Annotated in this window: 15 protein-coding genes; 13 read left to right on the top strand and 2 right to left on the bottom strand. The window is 37.5% G+C overall.

Annotation, left to right across the window (positions count from 1 at the left end):
- Position 1 precedes the first annotated feature (1 nt).
- The 13 genes from LUU93_RS14905 to LUU93_RS14845 all read left to right on the top strand — a co-directional run bounded on the left by LUU93_RS14905 (position 2) and on the right by LUU93_RS14845 (position 15,934).
- A complete protein-coding gene (locus LUU93_RS14905; RefSeq protein WP_232681952.1) occupies positions 2-304 on the top strand; it encodes a hypothetical protein in 303 nt (100 codons plus the stop codon).
- Positions 301-795, top strand: coding sequence for a hypothetical protein (locus LUU93_RS14900; RefSeq protein WP_232681951.1), 495 nt, complete (start codon positions 301-303; stop codon positions 793-795). The genes LUU93_RS14905 and LUU93_RS14900 overlap by 4 nt, the downstream gene beginning before the upstream one ends.
- Positions 796-807: 12 nt before the next feature.
- On the top strand, positions 808-2,220 hold the full coding sequence (locus LUU93_RS14895; RefSeq protein ID WP_232681950.1) for a tetratricopeptide repeat protein: 1,413 nt from the start codon (positions 808-810) through the stop codon (positions 2,218-2,220).
- Positions 2,207-2,596 carry a hypothetical protein gene (locus tag LUU93_RS14890; RefSeq protein WP_232681949.1) on the top strand — a complete coding sequence of 130 codons (390 nt, stop codon included), beginning with the start codon at positions 2,207-2,209 and terminating at the stop codon, positions 2,594-2,596. Before LUU93_RS14895 ends, LUU93_RS14890 begins: the two co-directional genes overlap by 14 nt.
- Before the next feature lie 700 nt (positions 2,597-3,296).
- A complete protein-coding gene (locus LUU93_RS14885) occupies positions 3,297-3,479 on the top strand; it encodes a hypothetical protein (protein WP_232681947.1) in 183 nt (60 codons plus the stop codon).
- A 720-nt stretch (positions 3,480-4,199) separates the two neighbouring features.
- Positions 4,200-4,388, top strand: a complete 189-nt coding sequence (locus tag LUU93_RS14880) for a hypothetical protein (protein ID WP_232681945.1) — start codon at positions 4,200-4,202, stop codon at positions 4,386-4,388.
- A complete protein-coding gene (locus LUU93_RS14875) occupies positions 4,375-4,521 on the top strand; it encodes a hypothetical protein (RefSeq protein ID WP_232681943.1) in 147 nt (48 codons plus the stop codon). The genes LUU93_RS14880 and LUU93_RS14875 overlap by 14 nt, the downstream gene beginning before the upstream one ends.
- Positions 4,522-4,584: 63 nt before the next feature.
- Positions 4,585-4,971, top strand: coding sequence for a glycan-binding surface protein (locus LUU93_RS14870; protein ID WP_232681941.1), 387 nt, complete (start codon positions 4,585-4,587; stop codon positions 4,969-4,971).
- Positions 4,972-5,060: 89 nt separating this feature from the next.
- On the top strand, positions 5,061-6,524 hold the full coding sequence (locus LUU93_RS14865) for a cellulase family glycosylhydrolase (protein WP_232681940.1): 1,464 nt from the start codon (positions 5,061-5,063) through the stop codon (positions 6,522-6,524).
- 149 nt (positions 6,525-6,673) lie between these two features.
- Positions 6,674-9,514 carry an RICIN domain-containing protein gene (locus LUU93_RS14860; RefSeq protein WP_232681939.1) on the top strand — a complete coding sequence of 947 codons (2,841 nt, stop codon included), beginning with the start codon at positions 6,674-6,676 and terminating at the stop codon, positions 9,512-9,514.
- A 554-nt stretch (positions 9,515-10,068) separates the two neighbouring features.
- Positions 10,069-12,051: a retaining alpha-galactosidase gene (locus tag LUU93_RS14855; RefSeq protein WP_232681938.1), complete on the top strand. Its 1,983-nt coding sequence runs from the start codon at positions 10,069-10,071 to the stop codon at positions 12,049-12,051.
- Positions 12,052-12,133: 82 nt separating this feature from the next.
- Positions 12,134-14,338, top strand: a complete 2,205-nt coding sequence (locus tag LUU93_RS14850) for a glycoside hydrolase family 3 C-terminal domain-containing protein (RefSeq protein ID WP_232681937.1) — start codon at positions 12,134-12,136, stop codon at positions 14,336-14,338.
- Positions 14,339-14,359: 21 nt separating this feature from the next.
- Entirely contained in the window at positions 14,360-15,934 is a 1,575-nt protein-coding gene (locus LUU93_RS14845; protein ID WP_232681936.1) for a glycoside hydrolase family 43 protein, read from the top strand.
- Positions 15,935-16,463: 529 nt separating this feature from the next.
- On the opposite strand, the gene LUU93_RS14840 is transcribed toward LUU93_RS14845, so the two are convergent.
- A complete protein-coding gene (locus LUU93_RS14840) occupies positions 16,464-20,438 on the bottom strand; it encodes a hybrid sensor histidine kinase/response regulator (RefSeq protein ID WP_232681935.1) in 3,975 nt (1,324 codons plus the stop codon).
- A gap of 252 nt (positions 20,439-20,690) precedes the next feature.
- A complete protein-coding gene (locus LUU93_RS14835; protein WP_232681934.1) occupies positions 20,691-22,640 on the bottom strand; it encodes a sialate O-acetylesterase in 1,950 nt (649 codons plus the stop codon).
- Positions 22,641-22,718 lie beyond the last annotated feature (78 nt).

The raw sequence follows: 22,718 nt of genomic DNA, 5'->3' as shown, positions 1-22,718 counted from the left end.
AATGACAACAAGTGAAAAACTAAAATTACTTAAAGTTATTAAAATCATTTTACTGATATTTTACACTTCGGTTATTTTGTTCTATTTAGGACTTGTTTTACCTCAATATTTAGCTTGTTTAAATTGCAATTCTGGCGAAGCAATGGAAGTTGATATTTGGGGTAATGAAGTTTGGTGTTTTGGAGAAAGCAAAGAGTTTGTTGAGTTCTTCTTTCAATTTTCTTCAATGGTAACAGGCGGGCTCACATTTGCTCTTCTAATTTGCTGTTTCCTTATTCATTATTTAAAAAAGGTACCTGTATGAGTATTTTTATGAGAATTAATTTTTTGCAATCCGGGCAGTCAGCCAGAGTAAAGAAGATAGAATTGCAGCGTTTTTTAAACTATTTAACCAATCACATAACAGGAGTGATAATGCTTCTGTTTTTTTTGACAAGCTGCTCACGGATTAACACCACTAATACAAATGATATTTATAAATATTGGGAAGGAACAAATCCACCGTCAGATATTAAACTATTGCAAGGACAATATTGGCAGTCAGATCATTGGACGGGTGAATATATCATATACCTTAAGTTCAAATCAACAGATGAGTGGTGGGATAAGTTTTTAAAGAAAAACCACCTGTTAATAGACAAAACCAATTGGATTAAGCCTGCTGATGCTCCAAATTGGTTTAAACCTTCAAACAATTCCATTAGGTATGGTAATGCTGATGATTTTGATCAGGGTTCAGGATATTTTCGCGATCCACTTACACAAGTTTGCTGCATATATGAAATTCAATTATAAATAATACTACTTATGAGGCTTATATTTTTTATGTTTCTTGTCTTTACTTCCTTAACAGCTGCAGGACAAGATAAAATTCAAAAAGAAATCAATTATATCCGCAGTTTCCGCAAAGAACCCAATAGAATTGTTGTGGAGTTGGGAGTTAAGCCAAAACTATGTTTTATACCGGTAAAAAATAACCCTAATTATACCAAATACAGTACATTATTGCAGCCATACGATAAAAAAGAAAATTTATTCGAGATAGGAATTGAAGAACTTACGGGTAATATAAAATCACTCAAAGTTTTGACCAAAACGGAGGCAGTACAATACGATTACCTTAAACCATTTTATGATGCAGCTGTTGCAGCAGTTTCGGCCAGTGTGATACCTGAAAATTTTTATGATACTGCGCTTGAACTTTATAATCAGCAGCAATACGAAGATGCAATTTTAACAATCGATAAGGCGATAGTAATAAATACTCAGAATCCTGAATATCATCAGCTAAAAGCGCTTTGTCTGGCTCATCTAAAGCAATACAAAGAATCCTCGGATGAAGTAAAGTATGCACTTGAAATGGATAATGCCAATCCTGAATTGTATGAGTTGATGGCAAATAATTATTATTTTTTAAGAGATAATGAAAATGCTGTTAAGAACTATGAAATGGCTATTCAATATGACAGGAACATTATCATTAGAATTTACCATAATTACATAAAATGCCTAATTGAAATTCCCAATCCGCAAAGAGCTGTAGAAATTTACAAACTCTATCGATATCGCTTAGACAGCCCAAATAACTATGGAGATAATTCCGGTGATTTTGCTGATGACTTAGAATTCTATGCTGGCCAGGCTTATCAGCAAATAGAAGACTGGAAAACGGCTCTTGAAATTTACGACAGGTTAATTGTTATGCATCCAGATGTTTATGGTTATCGTGCACAGAGAGGAAGACTTTATCAGCAAAAAGAAGACTTTTTAGCAGCAATAAAGGATTTTGAAATAGCACTAAAACTAGATACAAACGAGGATATTTTATTGACAAATCTGGCACTCATATATCAGCAGCTTCATGATTATAAAAAGGCAGAAGCTGCTTATAAGGAATATCTAAGCAAAAACGCTGACGATGCTGTACAAATGAGTAACTATGGATATCTATTATTGGATGAAGAGCGTTACAAAGAGGCACAGGTTAAATTTGAAATGTCTTTTAAAATTGATGAAAAAAATATAGATACACATATCGGGCGGATACTTACAGCTTATCTGCTTGGCAATACCAAAGAAAAGAAACGGTTCATTGCCAATACAAAATCTCAATTTCCCGAAATTGAGATTAACACAGCAACCTTAAACGCACTTATAAGAACAGGTAATTATTACTATTCTGAAAAAATTATAACCATTTGGGAAGATGCAATTGATTAAAGTTTCTATATACTTATTTATAATTTTGGCTTTCTCTAAGCCCGAAGAAAAATCTATAGCAGTTATGCATTATAATACTGCTCAGGAAATTACCGGTGTCTATGTTCTGACTTCTTGTGAAAATTCCAGATTTAAAATTAAAATCGAAAAGAAAGCAGGAGCATATTTCTTTTTAATTTTCGACAGGGATAAAATAATTTCAAAAGGCAAACTTAAAGAACAAAAAAATGATGATGTTATCTATCTGGCTTTTGGAAAAATTGGGGGCGTATACAATGAAAATAAAATCCAAATCCAGAATTATGGAAATTCAATGAATGAATATGAACATTTTACGCAGTGCGATGAAAAATATTTATCATTTATAAAATCATAATAGTACAAGACATTTGTTTGTTTTTATTTTGTGATATTTTGTCTCTCTATTTCCCGATACAGAAATTAGCAGTCCTTATTTTAATAGTGTTTTCTACTTTAGTGATACAATTATGGTCCGTTTTAAAGCAAACTATCGCAAAACAAAACAAAGTATCCTTATTGAGATAAGAAAACTCATGGGAGTTGTTTAGCACAAAAACAGTACAAATTTTGATTTTTTTTGTAGAATATTTAGAAAGGTTACCAGGGTATTCCTATCAATATAAATCCATCGTAGAGCTTCTTTTTTAACAGCTTATTTGAGTAATAGATATAAACTTTAAATGCCAATTGTTGTTTTTAGTTTTAAAAAAACAAAGCTAGGTTCGCAGCAATACAATTGTCATAATGCAGCACAAGATTGTAACTTCTAGTGTGGGTGGTAAGATTATTTGTTTGTTAATTATTTGATTTTGTGTTTGTTATTAATTGTTGGTAGAATAATAGTTCCTCCTTCTGTTTAAAAGTAGATTATTTTAAGAACCTGGAAAAGCATAGGTACAGATCTGAGTAAAAAAGTTGTATTTTTTAGGTGAATAAATTCAATTTCATAGATGTAGATTTAGTAGTCTTTTTTTATCTTGGTATAAAATTGCTTTATGAATACATCTTTTAATATTCTTGTTAAGATACTTAAAATTCTCACACAAAATTATAATATGAGTTATACTTTAGTTGAATTGAAATTGACTAATGTTGTTACACCTGATTTTTATTTATCAGATGAAAGAAGAAACCAAGCAATGATTTTAGAAGCTTTGATATTGCTTAATGATATAAACTGGGTGGTTCTAAATTCAAATACTGACGAAATTTCCTTAAATATAAACAGTATAAACTAACTTTTTTTTATATTATAATGTGTTGTTTGTGTTTAAAAAATAAAACATGAATTATCCCCAAGCAGTTTTCCTAGTTCTTCTTGGTTTTTGGCAGTACCTAAACTTATTAAGATTTTAAAGATATTTTAATTCTTTGTAGTTCAGTCATTGTTGCTGTTTTTCTTCCTTACAAACTTCAATCTGTTTTTCTAAAATCATACTTTTTTCTATCTTTTTTTATTTATGGGATTTAAGTTTTTGTTTATCAACTTTTCTGACACCTGCTCTTATAAAATGGTCAGCTTTATCATTTTATAGTTATTTGAATTGTTTTTATATTTTAAAGAATTAGGTGTTCACTTTGTTCAGAATGTCCATAATGACCCACTGCATGGTTTAATTTTTTAATAATATGCGGTTGATAATATCATAAAAAATTATGATATTAAATGTTTTAATAAAATAAATATCAGTCTTTTTTTATTATAAATATGATAATAGTTACAATTAGACCCTTATTTTAATACAAACAGATCCTTAGTTTGGCTGGGTTTTATTGTTAATTTGCTTCGAGTCTCTGTGGATTTTCTGAAGTGATAAACTAGACATCCATAATGGGGTTAAAAAACAATAATAGTAACAGAAATAATGGTTTTTCTGACCGCTATGTAGAGAACGGCTCTATAAAAGATGACTTTAGACTATTCTTTTTCTAGTGAACTGATTCAAAAATTGCCTATAGTGTCACTATGGCTGTATGTGAATGTCAGCAATCCTTTTCCGATTACAAGCTATAAAGGTATGGATTCTGAGGTCGGTTCATGGAACTCTTTGCAGGCGGGAATTGATAATGGTTTTTATCCTCAGTTCCGAACATTTACATTTGGAATTAATGCAGGATTAACCAAAGTAAAAAATGAAAAGAAATAATATGAAGGCAATTTATAAAAATATCATTTTAAGCCTGCTGACCAGTGACAGTGATCCTGATTTTCCAGACAGTAGAGGCGTATATCCTATTTTAAACCCAGGGGTACTAAGCGCAGGAAACGATTCGGGGTGAGAAAATGGACAATGCATTAATATTGAGCTAGCTCAGCACTGAATCCAGCCCGATGCCTTAAAATTGGATCTTAGCCAGTTTGCCTTAAAATTTGAAATTAACATTGCAGGAACTTGGAAAGGCAGTTTTATTTTTATCGTAAAGGATTATAATTGGATGTATTTAGTGAGATATGAGTCGTGGAAAACTTCTGGAAGCAAAGGTATAACTGCTGAAGCGAAATGGACCACCGTGACAATTCCTTTAATAGAGTTCCGCATTAAAAAGGACAATAAGGATAGAAAAAGCGATTCCGCAGCAAGCTTAACAGAACTAGTTGGCAGTTCATATACAGGAGGCATAAAATTCTTTGTTATTAATGATGTCGTTACCGCAGCACCTGGGGATTTCAGAGCTGCAGTTGATAATATCATGGTGGTGAAGATCCTTGATAAGACAGGTCAGAATTAAAAAAATAAGAATCTCACTGCGGGACTTTGATGCCAGCACAGCTGTGTCCGCAGTTTTGATTGTAACCCTTAATCCTTAAAACAATTCAAATGAAACACAAATTTTTGTATCAGATGCTGTTGCTCTTTATTGTCAGCGCATCCTTCCTATGCTGCTCCAAAAGTGCAGAAGAGGAACCCTATTTAACAGTTTCGGTCCAATCAGTCTCTTTTATGCCCGATGGTGGAATATCTGAACCAATTACCATTGCGGCAAACAGTAAATGGACCATAACAAATTCTGCCTCATCCTGGCTGCAGTTAAGTAAATCAAGCGGGATTCAAGGCACAGAGAAAACAGCATTCACTGCCTCTGTTAACAACAGCGGGTTCAGCCGTTCGGCTGTGCTGACCGTCACAGCGGATAACGGACAAGCCAGGCTCATCACAATAACACAGACTGCCAATTTATATCCCAGCTACAACACATCTCCCAAAGCTCCAGACGCTGCTGGAATGGGCAGCACGGCTTCAGTACTGGCTGCCAAAATGACTTTAGGAATTAATATCGGCAATACTATGGAAGCGCTTGGCGGTGAAACTGCTTGGGGGAATGAAAAGATCACTGAAGATTATATAAAATTTTTAAAAAATAGTGGTTTTACTGCAGTTAGAATTCCCTGTTCCTGGGTTAACGGCTACCTAAGTGATGCTTCCAAAATGAAAATTGACCAGGCATGGCTCAGCAGGGTAAAGGATGTAGTGCAGTACTGTGTGAACAACGATATGTATGTGATACTCAATATTCACTGGGACGGTGGATGGCTGGACGAAAACATCACTCAGGCAAAAAAGGAAGTGACAAATGCAAAGCAGAAAGCGCTTTGGGAACAGATTGCCACCACGATGAGGGATTTTGATGAACATCTGATTTTTGCTGGGTCTAATGAACCACCAGCAGACGATGTTCAGGAAATGGAAATTCTAAACAGCTATCATGAGACTTTTATAAAAGCAGTTCGCGAAACAGGAGGAAAGAACAGTTATAGAACATTAGTGGTTCAGGGGCCGTCTACCAATGCGGGACTTTCTTATGAACTGATGAACAAAATTCCTTATGATCCTGTACCTAACCGGCTTATGGTAGAGGTTCACGAATACACACCATCCCAGTTCTGTTTTCTGGATGAAGATGTCAGCTGGGGAAAAATGGTTTTCTATTGGGGTTCAGGTAATCATTCCACTCTTGAACCAGACCGAAATCCTACCTATGGGGAGGAAGATGCCATCTTAGAATCGTTCCGAAAACTCAAAGATAAGTTTGTCAGTAAAGGAATTCCTGTTGTATTGGGAGAATATGCGGCAATGAGACGCACGGTAAATGGAAAACACCAGCCCAAGGATGTAGAGCTGCATAACAAATCGGTGGATTACTGGACTACTTTTGTGACAAGACAGTGTAAGATCAATGGTGTAGTGCCGTTCTATTGGGAAGTTGGAAATGTAATAGACAGAAAAAATAATTCAATACGGGATCAGGCTATGGTTACTGCGTTGAAAGAAGGTATTAAATAAGAATCACAAAGAATTTGTAAAGCATACTGCCGCATTTCTTGTGCGGCAGCTCTTATCATTGTCAAAGTGCTCATAACTTAGAAGCATTGGCTCAGGTAAGAATAGATTGTAAGGATGATAATAGTTTAAACTTTTAAAAACAAATCAAGATGAAAAAAGCTTACTTATTATATGTATTAATTTTATCGGTTTTCGTTTCCCAGGCCCAGAGCGTTTGGAAAAATGTTCAGATTGGGGGTGCAGGTTTTGTTACAGGTATTATTCCTAGTAAAACGGATGTTAATTTAAAATATGCCCGTACTGATGTGGGAGGAGCCTATCGATGGGATGCATCGGCAAACAGATGGGTACCATTGCTGGACTGGACCAGTGTTGACCAGCTGGGATATCAGGGCGTAGAATCGTTGGCTATCGACCCTCAGAATAATAATGTGGTTTATATGCTGGCGGGAACCGATTATTTTAATAATCAGAAAACAGCGATTTTAAAATCAACCGACAGAGGTGCTAATTTCACTGAAACTATAGTAACCTCACAATTTAAGGCACATGGAAACGGTATGGGAAGATCTAATGGCGAGCGATTGGCTGTAGATCCCAACAATTCTAATGTGCTTTTCTGTGGAACCAGACGTGATGGATTGTTTAAAAGCACTAATGGCGGTTCGACTTGGTCTAAGGTATCGTCATTTCCGGTTACGGCAACAGCAAATGATAACGGAATCTGTTTTGTAATTTTTGATTCTGCATCGGTTTCTGGAGGCATCACCCAGACTATTTATGCTGGCGTTTCCAGAACTGGAGCGTCTAATCTTTATAAAAGTTCGGATGCTGGAAATACCTGGACTGCTGTTTCGGGAGCAACAATAAATTATATGCCTCAGCGTGCAGTGCTGGATTCAAACAGGGCTTTACTAATCACTTATGCCGATAAAGAAGGGCCTTGGAATGCCTCTTCAGGACAGATTTGGAAGCTTTCAAATGCAGGGATTCTAACGAATATTACACCATCAGGTTTTTCGGGTTCTTTTGGCGGGATCGATGTTGATCCTTCCAATCCGCAGCGTCTTATAGCCTCATCTATGAATACCTATATGGCGCAGTATACTAATGCGGAGGGCAGGATAATTTATGCAGACCGCTTTTTTTTAAGTACCAATGGCGGGGTGTCATGGAGGGATCTGGTTGGAAATTCGGGAATCAATGTATTAGATAACGGCTGTACCTGGATTTCAGGATCATCAGCATCCATCCACTGGACTGGTGATATCAAGTTTAATCCGTTTAACACCAATCAGGCAAGTATAATATCGGGAAATGGTATTTTTACCTGTGATGATCTCAACGCTTCAAAGACCTCGTGGAAGTTCGATGCTATTGGCCTTGAAGAGAGCGTGCCGCTGAATTTAATCAGCATTCCTGGAGGGGCTTTAATGAGTGTCATTGGAGATTATGATGGATTTAAACATAGCGATGTTTCGGTATATGCGCCGCAATATAAGCCCACAATGGGAACCACATCAGGGCTTGCCTATGCATCAGGAAATACTAATAAAATTGTCAGACTTGGTGAGAAAATGTACTATTCAAACAATCAGGGTACTGACTGGATACAGACATCCGCAACCTTAGCAGGACCACGCGGAACGGTAGCACTTTCTTATGACGGAGCAACCATTTTGCATTGTCCAGAATCTTCCAGCTCATTATACCGTTCTACCAATAATGGTGCTAGCTGGACGACCGTAACAGGAATTAATTTTAACACGATTGCAGTATCTGATGCAGTTACGAACAATAAATTTTATGCCTACAATAGAGGTAACGGAGATTTAAAAGTAAGTACAGACGGAGGTGCCACTTTCAATACTGCTTCTAACGTTGGAGCAGGAGGATCCAGCCTAATTAGAACAGTTCCTGGGTATTCGGGACACTTGTGGATCGCTAAGAATTCTGGTGGACTGATTAGGTCTGTTGATGGCGGAGCCACCTTTACCGCGCCTTCAACAACTGTAAGTGCTGCTTCAGCAATCGGAATCGGCAAAATGAAAACTGGCACTTCTTATCCAACAATTTATATATGGGGTACTGTGAGCGGTGTTACGGGAGTTTTTCGTTCTGTTGATCAAGGCAGTAACTGGACTCGTGTTAACGATGATGCCCATGAGTATGGAGGTACCGGGAATGGAAACTTCATAGTGGGAGACATGAATATCTACGGACGTGTTTACATGAGTACAGTTGGAAGAGGGATTGTTTATGGGGATGATATTGCTGAAAGCGCAGCCTATTATACCATTGCAAATAGAAGTACTGGATTATTGATGGACGGAATGAGCAGAACTACACAAGGAAGTAACGCTGGGCAGTGGAACTACAGTGGAAGCAGTGCTCAACAATGGTCTCTCGAGTATAGTGGTAATGAGGTTATGATTAAAAACAGAGCTACTGGATTGTATATCGACGGAATGAGTAGAATAGCAAATCCATCGGTGGCAGGACAATGGGGCTATAGTGGAAGTGAAGCACAGAAATGGATACAGGAAGATGCCGGTTCGGGTTATTTCAAATTTAAAAATAAGGCAACCGGAATGTACTTGGATGGTTTAGGAAATGCAGCTAATGGAGCAGATTTAAGTCAGTGGAGTGTCAGCTCAAGCTATAACCAGCAATGGTCTCTAAATGCAGTATCTGGTGCACTACTAAAGCTGAGTGCTAATACAGAAAGTTTAGAAGAGCAAAATTTTAGTGTAATCTGTTCTCCAAATCCATTTACGAGCAGTTTTAAAATTGAAATAAATAATTATACTGAACCTATACGTGTGCATATTTTTGATATCAATGGTAAAAATGTTGAGTCTCTGCAGGTTTCAGACCCAGACCAGTTATCAATGGGAAGCACACTTGGGGCTGGATTTTATATTGTGCAGATAGAAGGAATTGGAGGTAATGTTCTCCAATCATTTAAAATGATTAAAAAAGCCAGATAGATTGATAGAAGTCCTAATAGGAGAATAGCTTCTGTTAGGACTTTCTATGGAATATGCACTTGCTCTAAAGAAATATAAGATTCCTTGTGAACTCCATAGCTGCAAAAAAGGAGGGCACGGTTAAGGACTTGGCAAATCTGGCGGAACAGAATCTGATTGGAGTCTGGCATGCGGCAGATGGCTCAAAGCAAAAGGTCTAATCAATTAAAAGAAGATATATTTAGTTTCAAAGCCACTATCTGTTTTTTGCAGCAGGATCTTTTTTGGAAAGTCATAGAGCAGATTCATCCTTATGCTTTTAAAATATGATGATTATAACAATTATTGCCCTTTTTTAATACAAAGCGTACCTTATTGAGATATTTTTTCTTGTCAAATTTGCCGTTGAAAAAAAACTTTGAAACTATAATTCAAAAAGCACCAATATTAATTGATGCAGTTGGATGCCAAAAACAGCCTTCTAAAAAGACACAACGCATACGCGAACTTTTTAACGTTTTTTTCAAAATATGCCGAAAACTTATAATTACTAATTACAATAACCAACACATCAAATGAACAGGATTTTATTACAGGCAGTTATTTTTATATTTTTATCAGTAAGCGGATGGGCGCAAGTGCTTCACCTCAAGTCTCCAAACGGAAAGATTGAGATGGACTTAGAAAACGGCACCAAAATCCGATGGTCTGTGAAACATAAAGATACAGAAGTCGTTGCTCCTTCTGCTATTTCATTAACCTTGGGCAGCGGAGAGGTTTTAGGAAACAATGCCAAAATTACAAGCACTAAAAAATCGGCTTCTAACACTACTTTTGAAACGCCTGTTTATAAGAAGAAATCGGTTGTGGACCAATACAATCAGTTGATTGTTAGTTTTAAAGGAGATTTTGGTTTGATATTAAGAGCTTATAATGATGGTGTAGCTTATCGTTTCTTTACAAACAAGAATAAAAAAATGGTCATTACATCTGAAGAAGCCAGTTTTAACTTCAGCCAAGATCATAAAGCTTTTGTACCCTATGTTCGCGATTTAAGAGAAAAAGACATGTACACTTCTGCTTTTGAAGCACTTTATGATGAAATTCCGCTTTCTAAATTTGTCAAAGATACGTTGGCTATTTCTCCGCTTCTTGTAGATTTAGGAAATGGAAAAAAAGCGGCTATCATTGAGGCCGAACTAGAGGACTATCCGGGTATGTTTTTAACACGCAATATTAAGGCACAATATGGTTTGCAGGGGGTATTTGCTTATTACCCAAAACAGGAGCGTTTAGGAGGCTATAATAAAATGAACTATATGGTGGCAGAGAGAGAAGGTTACATTGCAGAAACAAACGGCAGCCGTAGTTTTCCTTGGAGGGCAGTAATAATAAGTGAGAACGATAGCGATCTCTTGAATAATGACATGGTTCAAAAACTTTCTTCACCTTCACAGATTTCCGATATAAGCTGGATAAAACCCGGCAAAGTTGCTTGGGACTGGTGGAATGACTGGAATATATCGAAAGTCGATTTTAAGGCAGGAATCAATACGCAGACTTATAAATATTATATCGATTTTGCTTCTAAAAACAATATTGAATATGTAGTGATAGACGAGGGATGGAGTGAAGAAACCGATATCTTGAAGATTTCACCTGCTATGAACATTAAAGAACTTATCGAATACGGAAAACAAAAAAATGTCGGAATCATTCTTTGGGCTTCATGGTATGCTATAAATCAGGTTTTAGATGATGCGTTTACCAAGTATTCTAATATGGGAGTGAAAGGCTTTAAAATAGATTTCATAGACCGCGATGATCAAAAAATGGTAAATTCTCTTTATAATATTGCTAAAAAAGCAGCTTCTTACAAACTTCTTATTGACTATCACGGAATGTATAAGCCAACTGGCATTCAAAGAACCTATCCTAATATCGTAAATTTTGAAGGAGTTAAAGGATTGGAAAATGCCAAATGGACGCCAAATGATGATATGCCGCATTATGAAACAAGCATACCTTTTATAAGAATGCTGGCCGGCCCTATGGATTATACACCGGGAGCGATGCGCAATGCGACAAAAGCAGATTTTCGTCCAAGCAATTCCCTGCCTATGAGCCAAGGCACAAGATGCCATCAGCTGGGAATGTATGTTCTTTATGAGGCACCGCTGCAAATGATGGCCGATAGTCCTACGGCTTATATGAAAGAGCAGGAAAGCACGACTTTTATATCTCAAATTCCTACCACTTTTGATGAGACTGCTGCGTTGGATGGAAAAGTTGGAGAATATGCCGCCATTGCCAGAAAAAAAGGCAGTACATGGTTTATAGGCGGTTTAACCAATTGGTCGGCTAGGGAAATAGAACTCGATTTATCTTTCCTTGAAAAAGGAGCCTTTACAGCAGAAATTTTTAAAGACGGGATGAATGCCGAAAAAGATCCAACAGATTACAAGCGCGAAATAATTAAAGTAACCAATACCAGTAAACTGAAAGTGCAAATGGCTCCTGGAGGCGGTTTTGCAATTATAATTAATCCAGAAAAGTAGTTAAAATTTCTCAGAATGATTCTTTTGTCATTGGAGCAAATATTATTCTGTAACCCGATAATTAATTAGAAAGTATACAATAATGAAAAAAAGAAATATCACCGTTTTACTGTTACTATATTTTTTTCTGCTGCCGTTTTTTGGATGGGCACAATCTCCTCTTTATTTAGATGAAAGCCAGCCAATAGAGGTTCGTATAAAGGATGCTTTATCGAGAATGACAGTAGAAGAAAAAGTGGCACTATGCCATGCTCAGTCAAAGTTCAGCTCTAAAGGAGTTCCGCGTCTGGGAATACCAGATGTATGGTCATCAGACGGATCGCACGGAGTGAGTGATGAAAAACTATGGGATGAATGGAACTCAGCACAATGGACGAATGACTCATGTTCTGCTTTTCCGGCCTTAACATGTCTGGCGGCAACATTTAACCCAAAGATAGCACAGCTTTACGGCACATCTATTGGAGAAGAAGCCCGATACCGAAATAAAACCATGCTGTTAGGGCCTGGAGTCAATATTTACCGTACGCCGCTCAATGGCCGAAATTTCGAATATATGGGCGAAGATCCTTTTTTGGCTTCGCAATTGGTAGTTCCGTATGTGCAGGGCGTGCAGTCTAATGGAGTCGCGGCGTGCGTAAAACATTTCGCCCTGAACAATCAGGAAATTGCTCGTGGTGAAATTAATGTCAACATAAGCGACCGCGCCTTGCACGAGATTTATCTTCCAGCCTTCAAAGCTGCAGTTCAGGAAGGAAACGTATGGTCTATTATGGGAGCATATAACAAAATATGGGGTGTACACTGCTGCCATAACGACATTTTGCTCAACCAAATCTTAAAAACCGACTGGAAATTTGATGGTGTGGTGGTTAGTGATTGGGGAGGTGTCCACAATACTGACGAAGCGGTCAATGGCGGACTTGATATTGAAATGGGCACTTATACGAACGGATTGACTACACAAGGGCATTTTCCTTTTTCAAGCTATTATTTAGCCGATCCTTTTCTGAAAGGAATTAAATCAGGCAAATACGACATGTCAAAACTTGACGATAAAGCAAGCCGAATTCTACGAATGATTTTCCGCACTACGATGAGCGCTAACCGTCCTTATGGCCGTTTTGTTTCGCCCGAGCATAGCGACGCAGCTCGAAAAATAGCACAGGAAGGAATCGTATTGCTTAAAAATGAGAAACAATTTTTACCTATTCCCGAAGGCAGATACAAAAAAATTGCTGTGATAGGTGAAAACGCCGTAAAAAGCTTGATCGTTGGCGGCGGTTCTACGTCATTGAAAGCGGCTTACGAAATTTCTCCTTTACAGGGATTAAAAAATAAATACGGCGAAAATAATATTGTTTACAGTATGGGATATGCTTCGGGGCGACCGCTTTATGGTGCCGAAGAACCATCTAAATTAAATCTTGATTCTTTGCAAAATGCAGCAATTGAGACTGCCCGCCATGCAGATATAGTTGTCTTTGTTGGAGGGTTGAATAAAAATTATTTTCAGGATTGTGAAAGCGGAGACCGTAAATCACTTAGTCTGCCGTTCGGACAAGATAAGCTTATTGAAGAAATACAGAAAGTAAATAAAAATGTTGCAGTTGTTTTATTGAGCGGAAATGCAGTTTTGATGCCTTGGCTTAATAAAGCAAAAGCCGTTCTACAAGGGTGGTATCTTGGTTCGGAGGCAGGAAATGCTTTGACCGATATTATTTCTGGTGAGGTAAATCCATCAGGAAAGCTCCCTATTTCATTTCCAAAAAAACTTGAAGACGTGGGAGCACATGCTTTTGACAAGCTTTGTTATCCAGGAGATGGAAACAATGTATATTATAAAGAGGACATTTTAGTAGGATACCGTTGGTATGATACTAAAAATATCTCTGTGCTTTTCCCATTCGGATATGGACTAAGTTATACAACATTTCAATATGGGAAACCAGCCGTTTCATCAAAAACCATTACGGCTGGCGAGTCATTATTGGTGACAGTTTCAGTAAAAAATACAGGAAAAACTGCAGGAAAAGAAATCGTTCAGATGTATGTTAATGATGAAGTATCAAGCCTGCCGCGTCCTTTCAAAGAATTAAAAGGGTTTGAAAAAATTTCGCTTGAACCGGGAGAAGAAAAAACAGTGCGTTTTACCTTAACAAAAGAAGATCTTTCTTATTACGATGATAGTAAAAAGGAATGGATTGCAGAACCGGGCAAATTCAAAATAATGATTGGAGCTTCAGCTTCCGATATTAGAGGAGTAGTAGATTTTAATTTGAAATAAAGCATTGCAATAATTTAAAATATGAAAAGAATAATTATCCTATTAATCAGTATCATTGGATGCTGCCATTTCTTGAATGCACAAGGATACAAAAATCCGGTTATTTCTGGATTTCATCCCGATCCAAGTGTTTGCAGGGTAGGAGATGACTATTATCTGGTTACCTCCAGCTTTGAGTACTTTCCTGGAGTTCCGGTCTTTCATAGTAAAGATTTAATCAATTGGACCAAAATTGGGCATTGCCTCACACGCGCTTCTCAGCTCAAATTAGACAAATGCGCTCCTTCGGCTGGTATTTATGCTCCCACAATCCGTTATCATGAAGGCCGTTTTTATATGGTCACCACTAATGTATCAGGTGGAGGAAATTTCTATGTATATACCGATAATCCTGCGGGTGAATGGTCAGAACCGGTTTTTGTAGATCAGGGAGGTATAGACCCTTCCTTATATTTTGAAGATGGAAAATCATATTTTGTATCAAATTATAGCGGCATTACTATCTGCGAAATTGATATTAAAACAGGTAAAAAGCTCACCAAGGGACAAACAGTGTGGAATGGGACAGGAGGGCGCTATCCTGAAGCGCCCCATATTTATAAAAAAGACGGCTGGTATTATCTGCTTATTTCAGAAGGAGGCACAGAATACGGCCATAAAATAACCATAGCGCGAAGCAGAAATATCTACGGACCCTATGAATCCAACCCAGCCAACCCCATTTTGACCCATATCAATGAAATCGCTCAAAATAATCCCATTCAGGGTACCGGACATGGTGATTTTGTTCAGGCACATGATGGTTCCTGGTGGATTGTCTTTCTGGGTTTCCGTCCGCAGAGTCTGCTGCACCATGTGCTAGGTCGGGAAACATTTTTGGCTCCTGTAAGATGGGATGCAGATGCTTGGCCGGTAATAAATGGCAATGGCACAGTAAATATAGATATGAATGTGTCTACTTTACCTTTACAGGCTGTAAAGTCGCATGATTTCTCTACTAATTTTGATGAAATGAAGCTGGGTGTCGATTGGAACTATCTCAGAAATCCTTTCATGGATAATTATTCTTTATCAGAAAAGAAAGGTTCATTGCGATTAAAAGCCACTTCGGTATTTTTAGATGACAATGATTCGCCAACCTTTGCAGGGCGTAGACAGGAACATATTGATTTTTCAGCTTCCACTGTGATGTTATTAAATAATGCAAAAACGGGAGACGAAGCTGGAATGACAATCTTCTATTCGAGTCAGGCGCATTACAACCTTTGTTTGAAAAACACAGGAAAAGGTAGAAATAAATTGCTGCTGCGTTATAAAATGGGTGTACTGAACCATACCGTATCCGAAGTGGAAATTCCTGCTGATAAGATTTATTTGAAAGTTGAAGGCAACAAGGATTTTTACAGCTTCTATTATTCTTTGGATGGTAAGGAATTTAAAATTTTAGATAAAATCAATATTTGGTATCTAAGTTCTGAAACCAATGGGGGCTTCACAGGAGTATATATTGGACTATATGCCGTATCTGAAAATAAAAATACCAAAGCATCTGCTGATTTTGATAGTTTTATATATAAGCCGGGTAAAATGGAATAAAAAAATGAATCGACAGCCAAAAATTTAGAAAGCAAATATCGATACTTTTGCCTTCATTGGCGGTTTTTTTTCTGTTCCCAATGCAAATGAAGCTGGAGGTCTTTCTAACCTTAAGCTTTTACCTGAATTAAAGGCAGCCAGGAAAAATCTTAAAGTATTGTAGGTATCTCGTACTAATAAAAACTGGATTTTCTCCGTGAGCCAGCGTATTCATGACTGCCTCAAAGCAAACAAAGTGCTTCATGTATGGCATGTGGATGGCAATGCACATGATGATACGGAATGGACGGACAATCTATATTTTTTCTCGCAGCATATTTTCTGTCCGATAAAAATTTCCTTGAGCAGTTTATTGCCATCTTTGAAACGCTTTCAAAATAGAACTGACAATTGCAGTCTGTGAATAGATGGCAGTCTTAATCTTATGACTAAGACTGCTTTTTTTATTACTGATTTGCCCACACCATGGATGACAATTAGCTGCATAATTTTAGAAGCCGATAAAAAAGTAAAAGTCCTAAATTTTGTTTTATAGTTTTTTATGAAGTTTTAAGTACTCAGAAGGGGACAGGCCAAATTCTTCACGGAAATATTTTGAAAATCTTTTTGGAGAATTAAACCCTACTTCATAGGCTATCTGAGAAATCTGCAGCTGGCTTTTATCCAGAAGCTGGCGTCCCCTTTTCAATCGGATGGTCCGGATGAATTCGGCAGGCCCTTTGCCTGTTATGCACATCAGTTTTTTATAGAGATGCCCTCGGCTCAAGCCAAGAATGTCTCCCAAATTCTCTACAGAGAATTCCGTACTGTTGATATGCTGCTCTACAGCTTTTATCGCTTTTTCGATAAAAATCTCATCTAAAGAGGTAATGGTGATCTCCTGGGGGGTAATATCTATTTTTTGTTTAAACGCAGCATGGCTCTTTCTGGTCCATTCAATAAATTTATTAATTCGAAGTTTGAGAATATGAATATTAAAGGGTTTGGTAATATAATCATCTGCCCCATATTTTAACCCGTCTATCTGGTATTCCTCTGCAGTGCGTGCCGTGAGCAGAATTATCGGAATGTGTGACCAGTAGATGTTGGTTTTAACCAGTCTGCAGAGCTCGATTCCATCCATAACCGGCATCATTACATCACTTACAATAACAGTAACATTGTGCTTTTGCAGCAGTTCGGCAGCCTCTTGTCCATTATGGGCCGTAAGCACCGAAAAGTCATCTTTCAGATTATCCTCTATAAAAGAGCACAGGTCTTTGTTGTCATCCACAAAAAGGACTAGCTGCTGGGCAGGATTTTCTATTTTTTGATCATCATTGCTTTCAGTTCCAGCATGGGCAGGACTGATCATTAGATTCTTTTCATTGCTTTCTCTAATTGGGATCTTAAATGTAAATACACTGCCATTAGGCATATTATCTTCAATGGTTATGTTGCCTCCGTGAAGATGTATATATTCATTTGCAATATGTAACCCAATACCGCTGCCGGTTTCATTTTGACTCTGTTCCCCTTGATAAAATCTTTCAAACACATGCAGTTTATCCTTATCGCTGATTCCTGATCCTGTGTCGCGAACCCTGACACAAACCTGATTGTGGTCAGTACTAACCTCTACCTGAATTTTTCCTCTGTCAGGGGTATATTTAAAAGCATTGGAAAGCAGGTTGGTAAGTGTTTTTTGCATCTTATCTTTATCAAATTCCATAAGCAGACTATCAGTTTCACTTTGAAAAGATAAGCGGATATTACGTTCAGCGGCATAAACATTGAACGAACTGCAGATATCCTCGGCGAAACTAACAAATTCTGCCGCCTTTAAGTTTAAGCCGACGAATCCCGCATCCAGTTTACGAAAATCAAGCAGTGTGTTGATTAAGGAAAGCAGCTGCTGTGCATTTTTATGAATAACATTTATTTTATTTCTCATGACCTCATCCATGGGATCATTCAGAAGCACCTGAAGAGGAGTTATAATAAGGGTTAAGGGAGTTCTCAGATCATGGCTTATGTTGGTGAAGAAATTAAGTTTCATTTCGTTTATCTGTTCTTTTAATTTTAAATGCTGGCGGATTTTTGACCTGCGCACGGTATACCATATAATCATTATGATTAGTATACCATAAATTAAATAGGCCCATAGGGTCAGATAAAAGGGAGGCAGTACACGCAGCGCCAATACTTTAATATTCTCGTTCCATCCTGAAGCATTATCATATGCTTTTACTAAAAGTTTGTAATTGCCTGCAGGTAGTGCAGAAATTATAATTTTGTTGTTCTGAATAGGAATCCATTCCAAATTAAAACCTTCGATCTTGTAAAAATACCTTACTTTATCAGCATTTAATAAATCTGTACTGGTAAACTTAAGGGTAATGAGCTTGTCATCGTGCCTTAAGGTAAGCTCGGAGAGAAGCTCTGTCGAATGCTGCAGCAATTTATGTCCATTATACAGAGAATCCACTTTTATGTCCTGATTTCCCAAGGTTAATCCGGTAAAAATAATTTTTGAAACAGGCTTGTTTTCTTTTAACAGCTTGTTTGGATTGATAATGGTATATCCGTCGAGATTTCCAAGTAGGATATCTCCGTTTCTTAATTGCAATATAGAGTGCTTATTAAAATAATTATCCAGCAGACCATCTCTAACGGAATAATTTTTACTGCTTATGGATAATTTGTCATCTTTATCATAGTTAACAGTTAAAATCGAAAGCCCATTGGTGGTGGTAACCCAGATGTTATTTTGATTGTCTTCTACGATGCCGCTTACAGAATTCTCACAAAGGCCGTTTGACTTGTTAAAGTAATAAATGGTGTCTTTTTTAGGATCCCATATATTGAGTCCATCATTGTGAGCGATCCATAGAATATCATGTTTATCCTTGTAGACAGTAGAGATCTGAAAGTTTTTGAATTTTTGTGTCCCTTTTTTATTGCCATAAGATACGACACTTTTATTGTTGGTAATATCGATGCTTAAAAGTCCATAACCGGTGCCCAGCAGGAGCTCATCGCCTGAATCATAAAACATGTCAAGGGTAAAAATTTCATTTTTAAAAGGGGAGAGCAGGGAATCAAAATCAGCAGAGCCAAAGGGAAGCTGCTGTACTTCTCCCCCCAAGGACCCTATCCAGATATTTCCATAGCGGTCCTGCTTTAAATTCCAGATATTATTGCTGCTTAACTTACTGTTTTTCTTGGTATACTGGCTTATAATGCCATTTTGCCAACAAAAAAGCCCCTTTTGATAAGTGCCTATCCAGACGCGGTTGCTGCGGTCTTCCATCAGACAGGTAATAGCTGCTTTTGGAAAAGGGATTTGAGTAGTATTTCCTGATTTTTTTTCTTTTCGAAAAAGCCCCTTCCCATCTGTGGCAATCCAGAGGTCCTCGTTGTGGTCCTCCATTAGGGTGCTTATATCGGAATATTCAGGATGTCTATAGCTGATGAAATTTTTAAAGCTTTCATTAAAAAAGGAAAGTCCTTTCTTACTGTGCCCAATCCAGATGGTGCTGTCGATGTCACGATAGAGGCAAGTTATGTTGTTGGAGGATAAGGAATTATCTTTGCCTGGGGATTGAATACAATTTGTTGTACTGTTTTTTGATTTGTCAAAAATAAACAGCCCTTTATGGTCTGTACCTATCCATATTTCTCCAGGTTTATTTTCAGTAATGCTCGTAACAAAATTGATTCCGCTATCTATGCTGGATTTTAAAAGTACTGCGCTCCATTTCTTTGTCTGATGATTCAGGTACGAAACTTCATTGGGAAAATTACTGAAATAGACCCATAATCCGCTGTTACTGTCCAGAAAAATTTTGTGCCACTCATCGGCTCCATTCGTCCTGCTGAAATCCGGCAGCTTTATGGCTGTAAAACGGCCTGTAGCACTGTTTAACTGCCAGCATTTTTTAGAATTTTCAATGCAATATATTGACTGGCCGTTATCTGTTATATTTATAGAGAAAGGGTCTTCAATTCGGATGCCGGTAAAGATTGAGGTATGCTTTTTTTTCACATCATAGAAAAATATTTTTTTCTTATTTAATACCCATAAATTCTTTTTTTTATCCACGTAAATTTTACAGTTGCTATCAGCTCGGATACGTAATCTGTTTAACAGAAAAGTTATATCGTTTATAAAGCAGTCTTTATCTCTGTTGTATATAGCATTATGATATCCAAAATTAACCCAGATGTTACCCATGCCGTCTTCCTGCAGGCCTAAAATATCATTGGAAATTAAACTGTTTGGGTTTTTAGAATCTGTGGTGTAAAGCTTGAATTCGTAACCATCATAACGATTAAGCCCCGATTCCGTACCAATCCATAAAAATCCGTAACTGTCCCTGAGAAATGTCTTGACATTGGTGCTGGAGAATCCTTCGCTGGTTTTTAACTGGTGAAAAATATAATTGGACTGCGCTAGAATGCCCTGGAGAGAAATTATTCCAAATACAGCAAGAAACAATAGGAGGATTTTATGCTTTTTCATCCGGTCTAAATTAATCATTTATCTGCAGCTGCGGTATATGCTGCACTATTTTTTATCTGAGATCAGAGTTGTTTATATTGAGCCTTTATTTTTACATTTTAAATTGATGGGACATCTTTGTGCTATTTTCTCAGGATAGAAGTAGAAAACGCCTTTATGTAAAGATCTTTCAAACCAATATCGATTCTATTTTTTTAGAATCGATATTGACAATTGAATTGTGCGTTAGAACTTGGCTATTTTTATAATTACTTATTTCTCAAAACTGTATTTTATGCCAGTTGAAATGCTTTTCCAGTTATCGGTTCTAAAAGGGATTGCTGGAAAATTCTCGACATTATACAAATTGCAGTCGCTGGCGTCATCTGCCCAGCCGTAGCGGACCGCTTCAGGGTTTTGTACTTGATCGCTCCACACCAAAAGCTGACTGCCTTTTATTTGGGCTTTGGCGTAATGAAAAACGTGATCGGGTCCTGCAATTTCAAATCCTTTTACATATTGGTATTTATCGTGAACTGTTAATCCGCTTGTGGCATTGTCAAATGTTAAGAGTACCTGATTGTCTCTTATCTCCATGGATTTGTACTCTGGTCCACTGAAAACATTTCCTTTATCATAAACTTTATTTAATGCCACAGCAGCCAGTCTATATCCTACATCCTGTTTGTTTTTTGGATGAATATCTTTTGGGTCTCCAATATCGGCAGTAACACACATACCAGTATTAACAACATTGTGCAGGGTAAAAGTTTGAGCCTCTCTTAATTCTGCCCAATAGCTCCCAATGCTGCTGGTGCCGCCAAATTCATTAAAAGAAGAAAGCTGCACAAAAAAGAAAGGAAAATCACCTTGATTCCATTTGCTTCTCCAATCACTAATCAATAAAGGAAAAGCTTTTTTATATTGTTCAGCACGGCCGGCATTGGCTTCTCCCTGATACCATAGCACGCCTTGAAAGGAATAAGGAATCAAGGGATTGATCATAGCATTGTAAAGCAGGGCAGGATAGCTGTTGGGAGACAGGTCTGTTTTGATTTCTGTAACCTGAAATTTCCATTCTCCTGCAAGCGGTACTTGGGTATTGCCTACAGTTAATTTTAAATCAGCCGCATCGCCAAAAATTCCGCCTCCTCCACTGTAATCCGTCACTCGTACTGCAATAGCATTAATACCTTCTTTAAGCGTTCCGGCAGGTATTTTGTATATTCTTTTTTTGTTCCATTGGGTATTCTTTCCCACTTCAATTCCATTTACATAAGAAAGATCTGAATCGTCTATTTTGCCTAGTTCCAGTAAAGCTTCTTTGCTAGCATCTTCTTTTGAAACTATAAAAGATTTGCGCATCCATACTGTGCCGTCTAAATTGCCTAATTGGTTTTCCCAAAGCTGCGGCGTATGGATTTCAGGCCACGAGCTGTCATCAAAGCCTGCAGTTTTATACTGGCTTTCCAAGTCTGAAGTGATTTTAGATCCTTGAATATTCTCAATATTTTTTTTCAGTGCCTCCAGTTTATTTTTCAGCAGTGAATCCATTGGAACTTTTGGCAGATCGGAAAACATGGGACTGAATTCAGGGCTTTTTTCAAAGGCTTCTCTGCTGGTCCAGGTTTCTGAGCAGGTACCTCCCCAAGTGGCATTTATTATTCCTACAGGGATTTTTAATTCACTGTATATTTTTTTTGCGAAAAAATAGCCTGCCGCTGTAAAGGCTCCTGTATTATTTTTACTGCTTTCTTTCCAATTTCCAGCTTTCAGATCTTTTTTAGGCGTCGAACTTAAATCTTTTTCCACTAAAAACTGGCGTATCCAAGGATTATCTGCCTGACTGATTTCATAATCAGCATTCTGTGACTGACCTACAGTCCATTCCATATTGGACTGTCCGCTGCATATCCAGACTTCTCCAACTAGGATGTTCTCAATGGTAATGCTATTGTTTCCTTTAATAGACATTTTAAAAGGACCGCCTGCCTTTTCAGGTTTCAGCTGGAGAAGCCATTTTCCATTTTTGTCTGCTTTAGTTCTCTGGATCTGCTTATTAAAAGCAACTTCAATTTTTTCTCCTGAATCGGCCCAGCCCCATACAGATATAGGCTTATTACGCTGCAAGACCATTCCATCGCTAAAAAGCAGCGGCATTTTTACATTTGCGTTTGCACATAAGCTCAAGGCAAAAAGCAAAGTGATTAATTTTTTTTTCATTTTTGATTGGTTTAAATTTTATAGTTAGTTAGTGTCGAAACCTGCAGCAGAAGCTGCAGAAATCTTATAGCATCATAG

The organism is Flavobacterium soyae, assembly GCF_021245985.1.
GTDB classification, from domain to species: Bacteria; Bacteroidota; Bacteroidia; order Flavobacteriales; family Flavobacteriaceae; genus Flavobacterium; species Flavobacterium soyae.
Note: the sequence above shows the minus strand (reverse complement) of the source record. Positions and strands in the feature narration are given on the sequence as shown.